Origin of the sequence: Microbispora sp. NPDC088329, assembly GCF_040685655.1 — a bacterium.
Lineage (GTDB): Bacteria > Actinomycetota > Actinomycetes > Streptosporangiales > Streptosporangiaceae > Microbispora.
On record NZ_JBFBIP010000028.1, the window covers coordinates 18,810 to 32,139 of the forward strand.

General features: G+C 72.1%; 15 protein-coding genes. 6 read left to right on the forward strand and 9 right to left on the reverse strand.

Annotation, left to right across the window (positions count from 1 at the left end; all coding sequences use genetic code 11):
• Positions 1 to 48: 48 nt before the first annotated feature.
• Positions 49 to 1,056, forward strand: a complete 1,008-nt coding sequence (locus AB0O28_RS35135) for an endonuclease/exonuclease/phosphatase family protein (protein WP_363646894.1) — start codon at positions 49 to 51, stop codon at positions 1,054 to 1,056.
• Between the two features lie 16 nt (positions 1,057 to 1,072).
• Here AB0O28_RS35135 and AB0O28_RS35140 read toward each other — a convergent pair whose 3' ends face one another.
• Together AB0O28_RS35140 and AB0O28_RS35145 are read right to left on the reverse strand one after the other, a co-directional pair.
• On the reverse strand, positions 1,073 to 1,651 hold the full coding sequence (locus AB0O28_RS35140; RefSeq protein WP_363646895.1) for a hypothetical protein: 579 nt from the start codon (positions 1,649 to 1,651) through the stop codon (positions 1,073 to 1,075).
• Positions 1,645 to 2,160 carry a M48 family metallopeptidase gene (locus AB0O28_RS35145; RefSeq protein WP_363646896.1) on the reverse strand — a complete coding sequence of 172 codons (516 nt, stop codon included), beginning with the start codon at positions 2,158 to 2,160 and terminating at the stop codon, positions 1,645 to 1,647. The genes AB0O28_RS35140 and AB0O28_RS35145 overlap by 7 nt, the downstream gene beginning before the upstream one ends.
• Before the next feature lie 200 nt (positions 2,161 to 2,360).
• Here AB0O28_RS35145 and AB0O28_RS35150 point away from each other — a divergent pair, with 200 nt between their 5' ends.
• Positions 2,361 to 3,446, forward strand: a complete 1,086-nt coding sequence (locus tag AB0O28_RS35150; protein WP_363646897.1) for a ThiF family adenylyltransferase — start codon at positions 2,361 to 2,363, stop codon at positions 3,444 to 3,446.
• Between the two features lie 39 nt (positions 3,447 to 3,485).
• Here AB0O28_RS35150 and AB0O28_RS35155 read toward each other — a convergent pair whose 3' ends face one another.
• Entirely contained in the window at positions 3,486 to 4,367 is an 882-nt protein-coding gene (locus AB0O28_RS35155) for a LysR substrate-binding domain-containing protein (RefSeq protein ID WP_363646898.1), read from the reverse strand.
• Positions 4,368 to 4,460: 93 nt separating this feature from the next.
• Here AB0O28_RS35155 and AB0O28_RS35160 point away from each other — a divergent pair, with 93 nt between their 5' ends.
• Positions 4,461 to 5,498, forward strand: a complete 1,038-nt coding sequence (locus AB0O28_RS35160; RefSeq protein WP_363646899.1) for a nitrilase family protein — start codon at positions 4,461 to 4,463, stop codon at positions 5,496 to 5,498.
• A 187-nt stretch (positions 5,499 to 5,685) separates the two neighbouring features.
• Positions 5,686 to 7,029 carry an AarF/ABC1/UbiB kinase family protein gene (locus tag AB0O28_RS35165; RefSeq protein WP_363646900.1) on the forward strand — a complete coding sequence of 448 codons (1,344 nt, stop codon included), beginning with the start codon at positions 5,686 to 5,688 and terminating at the stop codon, positions 7,027 to 7,029.
• Positions 7,030 to 7,099: 70 nt separating this feature from the next.
• Here AB0O28_RS35165 and AB0O28_RS35170 read toward each other — a convergent pair whose 3' ends face one another.
• The 6 genes from AB0O28_RS35170 to AB0O28_RS35195 form a co-directional block, all read right to left on the reverse strand.
• Positions 7,100 to 7,561, reverse strand: a complete 462-nt coding sequence (locus tag AB0O28_RS35170) for a hypothetical protein (protein ID WP_363646901.1) — start codon at positions 7,559 to 7,561, stop codon at positions 7,100 to 7,102.
• A 285-nt stretch (positions 7,562 to 7,846) separates the two neighbouring features.
• Complete coding sequence (locus AB0O28_RS35175) at positions 7,847 to 8,032, reverse strand: hypothetical protein (protein ID WP_363646902.1); 186 nt, start codon at positions 8,030 to 8,032, stop codon at positions 7,847 to 7,849.
• Between the two features lie 37 nt (positions 8,033 to 8,069).
• Positions 8,070 to 8,333, reverse strand: a complete 264-nt coding sequence (locus AB0O28_RS35180; protein ID WP_079315495.1) for a WhiB family transcriptional regulator — start codon at positions 8,331 to 8,333, stop codon at positions 8,070 to 8,072.
• 524 nt (positions 8,334 to 8,857) lie between these two features.
• Positions 8,858 to 9,754 (reverse strand): acyl-CoA thioesterase II, encoded by an 897-nt coding sequence (locus AB0O28_RS35185; protein WP_363646903.1) that lies wholly within the window; start codon positions 9,752 to 9,754, stop codon positions 8,858 to 8,860.
• Between the two features lie 24 nt (positions 9,755 to 9,778).
• Positions 9,779 to 11,833: an ATP-dependent DNA helicase UvrD2 gene (locus AB0O28_RS35190; RefSeq protein WP_363646904.1), complete on the reverse strand. Its 2,055-nt coding sequence runs from the start codon at positions 11,831 to 11,833 to the stop codon at positions 9,779 to 9,781.
• A gap of 105 nt (positions 11,834 to 11,938) precedes the next feature.
• Positions 11,939 to 12,202, reverse strand: coding sequence for a hypothetical protein (locus AB0O28_RS35195; RefSeq protein WP_363646905.1), 264 nt, complete (start codon positions 12,200 to 12,202; stop codon positions 11,939 to 11,941).
• Here AB0O28_RS35195 and AB0O28_RS35200 point away from each other — a divergent pair.
• On the forward strand, positions 12,201 to 13,013 hold the full coding sequence (locus tag AB0O28_RS35200) for an alpha/beta hydrolase (protein WP_363646906.1): 813 nt from the start codon (positions 12,201 to 12,203) through the stop codon (positions 13,011 to 13,013). The genes AB0O28_RS35195 and AB0O28_RS35200 overlap by 2 nt on opposite strands.
• Before the next feature lie 75 nt (positions 13,014 to 13,088).
• Positions 13,089 to 13,328, forward strand: a complete 240-nt coding sequence (locus AB0O28_RS35205; protein WP_363646907.1) for a mycoredoxin — start codon at positions 13,089 to 13,091, stop codon at positions 13,326 to 13,328.
• Positions 13,329 to 13,330: the final 2 nt, after the last annotated feature.

Sequence of the window (13,330 nt, forward strand, 5' to 3'; positions counted from 1 at the left end):
CACGGCACCCTGACACCGTCTTTCGAGATCGGTGGCTAGTGTCGCCTCATGACCAAGCTTGACGTGGGCGGCGAGATCGTCTCTCCCCCGCGCCGGAAGCTCCGGGTCTCCCCGCTCCTGGCGTGGGTCGCGGTGGCGCCGTTCGCGGTCTGGGCCGCGGCCCGGCTCGCCGGTCTCGACGGCGCCGGTCGCCTCTCGGCAGCCGGCGTCGCGCTGATGACGGGCACGCCGTACGTCGCGGCCGCGTCGCTCCTGGCGGTGCCGATCGCGCTGGCCGCCCGCCGCCCGGCCGTGATCGCGGTGGCGGGGGCGGCGTCGGTGCTCCTGGCGGCCGTGGTCCTGCCTCGCGCGGCCGGCTCGACCCCCACGGCCGGCGGGCCGTCGCTGCGGATCCTCACGGTCAACCTCTTCTTCGGCGCGGGCGACGCCGCGACCGTGGTGGACCTCGTACGCAGGCTCCGGCCGGACGTGCTCAACACTCAGGAGCTCACTCCGAAGGCCGTCGAGGCGCTGGACGCGGCGGGCGTGGAGAGGCTCCTGCCGTACCGGCGTCTGGAGGCGGGGCCCGGGCCCTCGGGCAGCGGGATCTACGCGCGTCACCCCCTGACCGAGGCCCCCGACTTCGCGCCCGAAGGCGGCCACAACATGCCGAGGGCTCGGCTCGCCCTGCCGTCGGGGCCGCCCGTGGAGATCGTCGACGTGCACACTCTCGCGCCCCTGAGCGGTGCGGACGCCGCGCAGTGGAACGCCGAGCTGGCGGCGCTGCCCGCCGCGTCCCCCGGCGTCGTACGCGTCCTGGCCGGCGACTTCAACGCGAGCCTCGACCACGCGGCCCTGCGCGCGGTGCTCGGGCGGGGCTACGCCGACGCGGCCGACGCGACCGGCGACGGCCTGGCCACCACGTGGCCGGCCGGCAGGCGTTATCCGCCGTTGATCACGATCGATCACGTGCTGTACGACGAGAGGGCGTCGGCGGTGAGCACCGCCGTCCACACCGTCCCGGGCAGCGATCACCGGGCGTTGTTCGCCGAGCTCCGCCTGCCCCGGAGCCTGTGACTCCTCCGGGCAGGACTCAGGTCAGCAGGGCGCGGGTGTTGTCCCAGCCTTCGAGGCCGGGGTCGAGGCGGGCCACGTCGCGCGGTCGCCTGAGCCGGTGCCAGCCGGGACCGGTGGCGACCATGCGCGGTCCGGGCGCCCGGCGGCGCATCGCCGCCACGATGTCGGGTTCGTCGAGATCGGGCGCGGCCCACTCGGGGACCGGCAGTCGCGCCGCCACGGCGACCGCGCCGCCGCCCTCCGCCGGGCAGACCGCGAGGTGGGCCCGGCCGAGCTCCCGGAAGAGCTTTCCGATCAGCAGGGGAGGCAGGTCGGGCGCGTCGGCGCTGACGACCACCGCCTCCTCTTCCGGAGGCAGCGCCGCGAAGGCGTCGGCGGGCGAGGCGATCGGCAGGACGGGCGTGCCCGGCCAGGCGATGTCCTCGAGCCCCGGCACGCCGGCCGACAGGATCACCGGCCGCACCAGTTCGAGCCCGGCGACCATCTCGTAGGTGTCCTCGGCCATCGCCGTCAGGAACCCGGCGGGGTCGACACCGGGGGGAGCCGCGTCCGCCATGCCCGGCGTGACCAGCACCGCGGCGATCCGGGTCAACACTCCTCCGGGGAGCCGTTGGCCGCCATCGAGAAGCCCTCCAGGAAGCCCCTCGCGCGTTCGGCCCGGGGGTAGCGCTCCACGAGGGCCCAGAAACGCGGGCCGTGACTCGGCACGAGCAGATGGACGAGCTCGTGCATGATGACGTAGTCGACCACCCAGGCCGGCATGCCCCGCAGCCGGGCCGACAGCCTGATCGTCCCGTGGTCGGGCGTGCACGACCCCCACCGGTGAAGCTGGTTCTCCACCCACCGCACACTGGCCGGCACGGCCTTGCCGTCGAGGTAACGCGCGGACAGCTCGGTCGCCCGTTCGAGCAGGTCGTCGTCGCTCGGGCGTCTTCGCTGCTCCTTGGCCGCAAGGCGGTCGAGCATGCGGCGCACCCACTGCTCCTCGTCGGTCGTGCTCAGACCAGCCGGAAGCAACACGATGGTTTTGTCTCCATCGCGGTACGCGGAAACGGTTCGCCGCCGTCGTGCGCTCCGACGAACCTCGACTGTCTCGGGGGGCACATATGAAAGGTAGCCGACACGCGCCGAATTCCACAGGGGGTGATAGACGTTCTCCCTGGTCAATCGGGCGAACGTGACCTTGCGGGCGTGAAAACTACGGGGTTGCGGATATTCATCAACCACGATCACCCCGGTAATTATCCACAGCCCCGCTGGTTCCGGCGCCCGGCGCGTCCGGCGTATGGCAAGGTCTGGCGACTATGAGACCTCGACTCAAGCCCGTCCTGCGCCGGGTCGAACGAGACGGCCGCACGCTCCAGTTCGGCGTCCATCCGCTGCGGGCCGTCGTGCTCACCGGCGTCGAGCCGCCCGTACGTCGCCTGATCGACGGCCTGGACGGCACCCGCACCCTCCGGCAGGCGGTGGCCGGCAGCGGCCTCGACGAGGCGTCCGCCGAGGAGGTGGTCGCCCGGCTCGCCGCGCACGGCCTGATCGAGGACGCCGGGGCCCGGCCGGAACCCGTCGCCGACCTGCCCGCGGCCGAGCGGGACCGGCTGCGTCCCGAACTGGACCGGCTGTCGCTGACCTCCACCGACGGCGGCATGAGCGCGTTGTCGGCGCGGAGGGCGGCCCGGGTCCGCGTGTACGGCGCGGGCCGGGTCGGCGCACGGGTCGTCACCCTGCTCGCCGCCGCCGGCGTGGGCCACATCTGCGTGGTCGATCCCGGCACGGCCACCGGCGGCGACGTGGTCCCGGGCGGAATCGGCCGCTCCGAGACGGGGATGACCCGCGAGGACGCCGCCGTGCTCGCGGCCCGGCGGGTCTCCCCTGCCGTCAACGCCTGGCCCGGCCGTGCGGCCTCCCGCCTGTCCGACGGCGGAGTGCGCCCCGACCTCGTGATCCTCGCGCCCGCCGACCCGCTCGACGCCACGCTGGTCCACGAGGTCGTCACCGAGGGCGTGCCGCACCTGCTCGTCTGCGCGTTCGAGGGACACGGCTCGGTGGGGCCCTTCGTCGTCCCGGGGCACACCCCCTGCCTGCGCTGCCTCGATCTCACCCGCAGTGACCGCGACCCGTCCTGGCCGCTCGTGGGCGCCCTGCTCGGGGGTTACCCGGCGGGCGAGATCGCCTGCGACGTCGTGCTGTCCTGCCTGGTCGCGGCGCAGGCGGCCGGTCAGGCCCTGGCCTACCTCGACGAGGGGCGCGTGCCGGACGGCCTGCTGGAGGTGTCGCCCGGGTGGCGCTGGCGGCACCGCCGGCTGGACGCGCACGACCGGTGCGGCTGTGTCCGGAGCGACCCGGTCCCGGCCGTGTTCGCGCCGCGCGCTCCCGGCCGGACGGCGTGAACCGCCGTCACCGCCGCTTCACCTCCCAGGACGGGCTACTCAGACGGCGCAGACCTCCCGGACCACCTCAAGGAAGTTGCGGATCACGGCGGTGCGACGCGCTCCGTTCCAGGCGACGCCGATCCGCCAGACCGCGGCCGGATGGTCGATCGGAGTGATCGTCACCGTCGGCGGCGCGATACGGGCGGCGCCGGCCGGCACGAACGCGACGCCGATTCCCGCCGCGACCAGTGCCAGCACGGTCTGCAGGTCATGCGCCTCCTGCACCACGTCCGGGCGGACGCCCACGGCGGCGTGGAGCCGGTCGACCTGCCGGTCGAGCCCCGGCCCCCGGGCCGCGGCCAGCCGTATGACGCCGTGCGTCGCGGCCCACCCCGGAAGGTCCGCAGCGGTGGAAGGCGGAGGACCGTGCCGCTCGCTCACCGCGAGTGCGAGCCGGTCGGTGCCGATCGTCAGGTGCTCCCACTCGTCGCCGACCGGGAGCCGGACGAAGCCGACGTCGAGCTCGCCCGTTTCCAGCCCCTCGATCTGGGCCTGCGAGGACATGTCGTCCAAGGTCACGCTCACCTGCGGGTGACGGCGCCGGAAGACCGCCACGGCGCGAGGGGCCAGGTCGATGCTCGACAGGCCGAAGCCGACCGCCAGCCTCCCGAGCGCACCGTTCGCCATGCCGGCCATCCGCGCGGACAGGGCGTCGGCCCGGCGCAGCAGATCGTGCGCGTCCGGCAGCAGGAGGACACCGAGATCGGTCAGCGTGGCCCCGTGCCGCCCCCGGTGGAACAGCCTGCCGCCGACCCGCGCCTCCAGCGACTGGATCTGCTTGGTCAAGGTGGGCTGGGTCACCGAGAGATCCCGCGCCGCGCGGCCGTAGTTGCGGTGCGCGGCGAGAGTGACGAACGCGCGGAGCAGGCTCAGATCCATTCCCTGATCCTATGGAAGTGCGAAGAACATTCATTGGACGAATCGAAGCGGTCTGGGATGTCCTGGTGGTCCCGAGACGATCAGGAGGACGAGATGGGACAGGTCACGGAGGACGGGACCGCTGCGAAGACGGTGCGGTGCGCGACCGTGCAGTTCGAGCACCGGCCCGACGACAAGGCCTACAACCTGAGCAGGATCGAGCACTTCGTCCGCTCGGCCGCGGCCGACGGGGTGCGGATCATCACCTTCCCGGAGATGTGCGTGCTGGGCTACTGGCACCTGCGCCGGCACACCGCCGAGCGGCTGCGTGAGCTGGCCGAGCCCCTGACAGGACCGTCGGTCGGCGTCGTGCGCGCGCTGGCGGTCGAGCACGGCATGGCGGTGGGAGCGGGCTTCCTGGAGATCGACGAGAAGGGCCGGCTGTTCAACAGCTACGCGGTCTGTCTGCCGGACGGGCGCGTCCACCGCCACCGGAAGTTGCACGCGTTCGAGCACGAGGCCATCGACAGCGGTGACTCCTACACCGTCTTCGACACGCCCTGGGGCTTCCGCGCGGGCGTCCTCATCTGCTGGGACAACAATCTGGTGGAGAACGTCCGGGCGACCGCGCTGATGGGCGCCTCGGTGCTGCTCGCGCCGCACCAGACCGGCGGCACCGCCTCCCGCAGCCCCCACGGCATGCGGCCGATTCCGGCGGAGCTGTGGCGGCGCAGGCTCAGCGATCCGGAGGCGATCGAGGCCGAGCTGCGCGGGCCGAACGGACGCGAGTGGCTGATGCGGTGGCTGCCCGCGCGCGCCCACGACAACGGCCTGTTCGTCCTGTTCAGCAATGGGATCGGCCAGGACGACGACGAGGTACGCACGGGCAACGCCATGATCCTCGACCCGTACGGCAGGGTCCTGGAGGAGACCTGGGCCGCCGCCGACGACATGGTCGTCGCCGATCTCGACCTCGGAATGCTGCCTCTGTCCACCGGCCGCCGGTGGCTGCAGGGACGGCGGCCGGAGCTGTACGGCGTCCTCACCCGGCGCTTCGGGGACGAGCGGGACCCCCGGACCGCCCGGTTCGCCGAGGAGCCCGTGCCGGTCACGCGCACCCCCGGTCGCACGGCCCGGGCCGGCTCCGCCTGACCCGGCTCGCGCGAACCGCGGTGCGGCCCGGCACACCTTTCACCGGAAACTCCCGTCACGACAGCGACGCTGTGACCAATGTCATAGACCGCCTATTTCCCCGAGAGGCTCGCCACTGCCGAAGCCGGGGCGGTCGGGCGATCGGAAATTGTGGTCGAAAGCACTCTTCATCGCCGACAATGGTCATGTGAGTGACCTTCCCCACCGTGCCGTGACCCGCTCGGCAAAGCTCGCGACGCTCCCCCTCGGGTTCGCCGGTCGCACCGCGCTCGGACTGGGCAGGCGGCTCGGTGGCGCCTCCGCGGACATCGTCACGCAGGAGATCCAGCGGCGCACAGCCGACCAGATCTTCAAGGTGCTCGGCGAGCTCAAGGGCGGGGCCATGAAACTCGGCCAGGCCCTGTCGATCTTCGAGGCCGCGCTGCCACCCGAGATCGCCGGGCCGTACCGGGCGACGCTGACGCGACTGCAGGACGCCGCGCCGCCGCTTCCGGCCGCCACCGTCCACCGGGTCCTGACCGAGCAGCTGGGCGACGACTGGCGGGAGAACTTCCTGGAGTTCGACGACCGGCCGAGCGCCGCGGCGTCCATCGGGCAGGTGCACCGCGCCGTGTGGCACGACGGCCGCCCGGTCGCCGTGAAGGTCCAGTATCCGGGGGCGGGCAAGGCCCTGATCTCCGACTTCAACCAGCTCGCGCGACTCGGCAAGCTCTTCGGCGCGTTGCTTCCCGGGCTGGACATCAAACCGGTCCTGGCCGAGCTGAAGGAGCGGGTGTCCGAGGAGCTCGACTATCTCAAGGAGGCCGAGGCTCAGCACGCGTTCGCCGAGGAGTTCCGCGACGACCCGGACTTCCACGTGCCCGCGGTCCTCGCGGCCAACGAGCAGATCCTCGTCACCGAGTGGATGACGGGCACCCCGCTCTCCAAGATCATCAGCGAGGGGACGCAGGAGGAGCGCAACCACGCCGGCTTGCTGTTCGTCCGCTTCCTGTTCTGCTCTCCGGCCCGGGTCGGCATGCTGCACGCCGACCCCCATCCCGGCAACTTCCGGCTGACGGAGGACGGGCGGCTCGGGGTGCTGGACTTCGGCGCGGTCAACCGCATGCCCGACGGCTACCCCGTCGCCTTCGGCAGGCTCACCCGCATCTTCAACCAGGGCGACATGGACACCGTCGTACGCGGGCTGCGCGCGGAGGGGTTCATCCGCCCGCACATCGAGGTCGACGTCGACGCCCTGCGGGCCTTCCTCGCGCCGTACGTCGAGCCGACCCGGGTCGAGGAGTTCGCCTTCAGCAGGGAGTGGCTGCGGGAGCAGGCGGCGACCGTGGCCGACCTGAGACCCAACAACGTGGTCCGCCAGCTCAACCTGCCCGCGTCGTACGTGCTGATCCACCGCGTGCACGCGGCCGGCGTCGGCGTGCTGTGCCAGCTCGGCGCCACGGCACGCTTCCGCGACGAGGTCGTGCGCTGGGTCCCCGGCTTCGGCGAAGAGACGGGCGAGTCCGAGGACAACGCTCTCGCCCTGACCTAGGGAGTCCTATCCGGCGAGCGTGGCTCCAGGCGGCGCATCGCCGCGCGGTCGTCGTCACCGGCGACGCGCGTCACCTGCCGGTGCCGCCGCGGCTCTCGACCGTCCGCAGGTTCTGGTTGATGACGCAGCGCTTGATCCCTCTCTTGCAGTTGCCGTTGAGGGTGTTGGTGAAGACGCTGACGCTCGACACCTGCTGGACGCCCGCGAACGTGACGGCGCTGTTGGCCGCGGGGGCGTTCACGTTGCCCCGGCCCGCCGAGATCTGCCTGACCGGGCTCTTGATGGCGGGTGAGTTCGAGGTATTGGTCCCCCCGCTGACCTGGGTCGCTCCGCCGCCGTCCCCCCCGCCGTGACCGTGACCGTCGCCGTGACGGGCCACCCGGGACGCCGCGGGCATCGGCGCGGCATCGGCCTCCGGCATGGCCGGCCCCCACACTCCGACGACCCCCCACAGTCCGGCGACGAGCGCGGCGACGGCGAGCCGCCGCGCGCGCGTCGCGAGATCAAGCGCGCCTGATGTCCGGTCGCCCATCCGAGTCCCACCCACCGCTCACGCATTGTTTCGCCTGCCGCCCGTGACCATGCGGCGCCGGGGGCGCTCGGCTCATACCCCGTGGTCCTGCCGAGATCCCACGGCAGGCGATCTCCTGTGCGTCCGATGATCGCTTGTTTACGGGCCCCGGCCTTGGCGCGGACGCCCGGCGGCCCTGGTCAGGGACGCCGGAGGACGACCGGCACCACCCACGGCAGGGCGGGAACGACGATGGGCGGTCCCTGCCGGGACCGCCCATCTCAACGAACTTCCGACGACCCCGCGTCAGACGATGCGCGCCAGCGCGGAAGTCAGCCGCCGGGACGCGCGCTCGGCCTGCCGGCGTGCCTTTTGCACGCTCCTGATCCGGCCGGCCAACCGCTCCTGCGCGGCCTCGCTCTGCAGGGTCCGTATTCGCTCATGCGCCAGTTCTTGGTTCAGATACAAGGCGGAGATCGGGGAGATGGTCATCTGGATCGGTTCCTTCCGGAAGTGCTGTGGTTGCTGGTCAGGCGGCGACGGGAGACTTGCGCGGGCGCCCACGGGGGCGCTTGCGGGGCACGACGACCCCCCGGAGGATGAGCTCCCCGCCCCAGACGCCCCACGGCTCCTCGCGCTCCAGCGCGCGGGCCAGGCAGGCCTTCTGGATCGGGCAGCCGCCGCAGAGCGCCTTGGCGAACTCCACGTCCTCGGGAGACTCGGCGAACCACAGGTCGGGGTCGGTACGACAGGGGATTTCGGCTTCGATCAGGTCCATGACCGGGGCCGCCATCTGCGTCACCTCTTCGAATGATCTGGTCTGGGTGTCCTCGTTCTGGGGTGTGGATTCGTGGCCGACAAACAAGAAGGCCGCGGATCCTGGTGCGGATCCGCGGCCCGGAGGTGGAGACCGGTCAGGGTATGACTGGTCCTCTCCAGGCGTAGTGCGGACCCTGTGCACCGCCGCGAGCGGCGGTGCGGATCTGCTCATCGCTCATCGGCCGGTTGACATACACCGGTCGGAGAGCGGGGGTGCCATGGGCGGCCGGACGGGCGGACACGCCGAAGGCGGCCAAGCCCGCGACTCCGGTGGCCAGAGCCTGGGCAGGGGCGGCCTCGCCACGCCGCAGTTTGGTCGGCATGACAATGGCGGCCGGGCATGCGGAGGCGAGCCACAGCGCGCGGGACATCGTCGTGTTCCTCACGGGACTCACCTCCATTTCAGTGCGATCTCGCCGGACCGAAGCGTCCGGCTGACTTGTCCAAGACCCTAAACTGCCGCGGCAGGGCGGGCAACCTATTTTCTACCTGCGATTTTCACGATGTCGTGACATCCGGATGCAGCGCGGGCGACACACGGATCAAGCATTCCTGGACCACGGAGACGGCCAGGTCTCCGGCGGCGGTGAACATCTGCCCGCGGGCCAGTCCGCGCGCCGCCCCGGACCAGGGCGACTCCTGGGCGTAGAGCAGCCACTCGTCGGCGCGGAAGGGCCGGTGGAACCACATCGCGTGATCCAGCGACGCGCCGGACACCGCCGAGGAGCCCCAGGCCAGCCCGTGGGCCAGCAGAACGGTGTCCACCAGGGTGAAGTCGCTGGCGTAGGCCGCGAGCACGACGTGCAGCAGCGGGTCGTCGGGCAGGTCGGCGTCGTAGCGGAACCACACGTTGTTCTCGGGCGTGACCAGGGCGGGGTCCTGGGCGGCCTCCCAGGTCAGCGCGTTCACATACCGCGCGTCGACAGGCCGCGGCTTGGCCAGCAGCTCGCGCCATCCCGGCTCGTCGCCCACGACGTCCAGCATCCGCTGCTGGAACGTCGGCAGGGTCTCGGGGTGCGGCACCCCCGGCATGCGCGCGGCCTGGTGGCTCACGCCCGGCTCCTCGATGTGGAACGACACCGACATCGAGAAGATCGCCTTGCCGTGCTGGATGGCCGTGATGCGCCGGGTGGTGAACGAGCGGCCGTCCCGCACCCGCTCCACGTTGTAGACGATCGGGACGGCCGGGTCTCCCGGCCGGATGAAGTAGGCGTGCAGCGAGTGGACCATCCGGTCGGACGGCACCGTACGGCCGGCCGCCACGAGCGCCTGCGCGGCCACCTGGCCGCCGAAGACCCGCTGGATCCGCTCCTCCGGGCTGCGCCCCCTGAAGATGTCGAGCTCGATCGGTTCGAGATCGAGCAGGTCCAGCAGCTCCTTCAGGGCCGAGTTCACAGGGGCCTCCAGCGCACGCGGGTATTACTCGTCGGTAACACTATCGGCGCCGCGGCAGAGCTCGAGAACCGCGTCGCCGTACCGCTCAAGTTTGACGCGTCCGATTCCGGCGATCGCGAGCAGGTCCTCCTCGGAGGTGGGCGCCCGCTCGGCGATGGCTTGGAGGGTGACGTCCGTGAAGACGACGTAGGCCGGCACCTTGGCCTCCTTCGCCGCCGCCGTGCGCCACGTCTTGAGCCGTTCGAGCAGGGCCTCGTCGTAGTCGGCCGGGCAGGTCGCGCAGCGGCCCAGCTTCTGCTCGGCCGCCGCCGACAGCGTCTTGCCGCAGATCCGGCAGTGCAGCGGCGCCGCCGCCCGCTTCGCCCTGCCGCCCGCGCCTCCCGGTCGCTCGGCCCGGACCGGGATCGCCGTACGCGGGGACAGCCCGTCGAGGAAGCGCGACGGCCTGCGGGCACGGCGGCCCCCCGGCGAGCGGGCGAGCGCCCACGACAGGTGCAGGTGTTCGCGGGCCCTGGTGATCCCGACGTACAGCAGCCGTCGTTCCTCCTCGACCTGGTCCGGCGTCTCCGCGTACACGATCGGGACCATGCCGTCGGTGAGGCCGACGAGGAAGACGGCGTCCCACTCCAGGCCCTTCGCGGCGTGCAGCGAGGCGAGCGTCACGCCCTCGACCGGCGGCGCGTGCTGCTCCATCGCCCTGCGCTCCAGCTCGCCGACGAACCGGGGAAGGTCGGCGCCCTCGGCCGCCATGTCCTCGGCCAGGTCGGCGAGCGCCTTGAGCGACTCCCACTTCTCCCTGGCCTTGCCGCCGCCCGGCGGCTCGGCGGTCAGCCCGATCCCCGACAGGATCGCGTGCACGGCGGGGGCGAGCGGCTCGTCGCCCGCCGACCGGGCCGCGCCGCGCAGCAGCACCACGGCCTGGCGCACCTCCGGGCGCTCGAAGAACCGCTCCGCCCCGCGCAGCAGGTAGGGCACGCCCGCGTCGGTGAACGCCTGCTCGTACGCCTCCGACTGGGCGTTGACGCGGAACAGCACCGCGATCTCGCGGGTGGGCGCGCCGTCGGCCATCAGCTTCTTCACCGTGAGCGCGACGCCGAGCGCCTCGGCCTGCTCGTCGTCGTACTCGGTGAAGACCGGCTCGGGTCCTTCGGGCCGCTGGGCGACCAGCTCCAGCCGGTGGGGCGAGCGCGCCATGACGCGGTTGGCCAGCGCGACCACCTGCGGGGTCGAGCGGTAGTCGCGCACCAGCCTGATCACGGCCGCCGAGGGATGCTCGACGGCGAAGTTGGTCAGGTAGTGGGGCGTCGCGCCGGTGAACGAGTAGATGGTCTGGTTGGGGTCGCCCACCACGCACACGTCGTCACGCCCGCCGAGCCAGGTGTCGAGCAGCAGCTTCTGCAGCGGGTTGACGTCCTGGAACTCGTCGACAACGAAGTAGCGGTACTGCTGGCGGATCTGCGCCGCGACCTCACGATGTTCGGTCATGACGGCCGCCGTGAGCTCCAGGATCGTCTCGAAGTCGATCAGGTTGCGCTGGCGGCGCAGGCTCTCGTACCCCTCGTACAGCCGCGCCACCTCCTCGGGCGCGATCGGCGGAGTGCGGCCCGCCTTGACGGCGGCGGCCGGGTAGTCCTCGGGACCGACCTGGGTGACCTTCGCCCACTCGATCTCGCTCGCGACGTCGCGCAGCTCGCCGCGGTCGGGGTTCCTGCGCAGCCGCCGCGCCGCCTCCACGAGTAACGGCAGCTTCGACTCGACCACCTGCGGCGGGTCGCCGCCGATCACCCTCGGCCAGAAGTAGCTGAGCTGCCGCAGGGCCGCCGCGTGGAAGGTGCGGGCCTGCACGCCGGGCGCGCCGAGGCCGCGCAACCGCTGCTTCAGCTCGGCCGCCGCGCGGGTGGTGAAGGTCACGGCGAGCACGCCCTGCGGCTCGACGATCCCGGTGTGCACGGCGTAAGCGATGCGGTGCGTGATCGCGCGGGTCTTGCCGGTCCCCGCTCCCGCGAGCACGCACACCGGTCCGCGCACCGCCTGGGCGACCTCGCGCTGCTCGGGATCCAGACCGTCCAGGACGTCCAAGGAGCGGCTCCCAACATGCGTTGCGGACGTTGTTACTGGCATCATCCTTCCAGCAGCCGGCCGAGCGTGTCCCGGGGACGCCCGTGGAGCGGCCGGCGCACGACGCTACATCGGGGAGGAACACGCCGTGGCCACCGCGGTCCGAACTGCTCTGGGCATGGGCACCGCCGCCCTCGCCACCCTCATGCTCGCCTCGACCTCCGCCCGGGCGGCCACTTCCGCGGGCCATCCCGCCCACCGGCCCTCCGCCTCTCCGTCCCCGTCCGCGACGCCTTCCGCGCCCCCGGCGAGGCCCTCCGCGAGGCCCTCCGCGAGCCCGTCGCCCTCGCCGTCCCCGTCGGCCTCGGCCTCCCCCTCACCGGCGACCATGCCGTCAGGCCCGCGGATCCGCACCTACGCGTACGGCTCGCACGCGCGCCAGATCATGGACGTGTGGTGGCACACCGACGGCCCGCGCCGCCCGATCGTGTTCGTCATCCACGGCGGCTGGTGGTCGGGGGGCGACAAGAAGTACATGACCTCGATCAGCCGCAGCTACTCCCAGCTCGGCTACACCGTGGTCAACCTCGACTACCGGCTGTCGGGTGACGCGGCCTGGCCGGCCCAGCGCACCGACGTCATCGCCGCCGTCAACGCCGTGCGCAGGCACGCGGCGATGTTCAACGCCGATCCCGGCCGCTACGTGCTGCTCGGGTTCTCCGCGGGCGGCCACCTCGCCACCGCCGTCGGCGCGTACGGCGACGGCCGGCCGGGCCTGCGCGGCGTCGTCGGGATCTCTCCGCCCGTCTCGCCGCTGTCGGCATTCGAGGACGGCAGCGCGTTCGGCACCAAGGAGCAGCAGAAACTGCGCAAGGCGGCCATCAAGCTGGCCGGTGGATGCGCGCCCGCCAAGTGCCCGCGCGTCTGGTCGAGCATGGAGGTGCCGTTCCACGCCTCGGCCGGCGACCCGCCCATGCTCACCGTCCACTCGTCCGAGGAGTTCGTCCCGCCCTACCAGAGCGAGATGCTCAAGGAGTCGCTGGAGAGCGTCGGAGTCCGGATGACCGTCAAGACGATGGCCGGCACCCAGCACAGCTCCCCGTTGTACCGGGAGCCGGGGGTCGCCGAGAGCGTCCAGTCCTGGATCACTGCCAGGCTGGGACACGTCGTGCCGCCCGCGGCGGTCCCGCCGGGGCGATAGGCGGGAACACCCGGCACGCGCGCGATGTTGCCATGACTGCTCGCCGAGCACTCATGCGCACGAAAGGGACGACAGATGGCGCTGACGGTTTACACCACGAGCTGGTGCGGCCCCTGTAAGCGGCTGAAGAGCCAGCTCACGCGGGAGGGCATCGTCTACAGCGAGGTCGACATCGAACGCCACCCCGACGCCGCCGATTTCGTCGCCAGTGTGAACAACGGCAACCAGGTCGTCCCCACCGTGGTCGCCGACTGCCACACCATGACCAACCCCTCGGTCGCCGAGGTGAAGCGGCACCTCGCGGGCGCCTGCTAGGT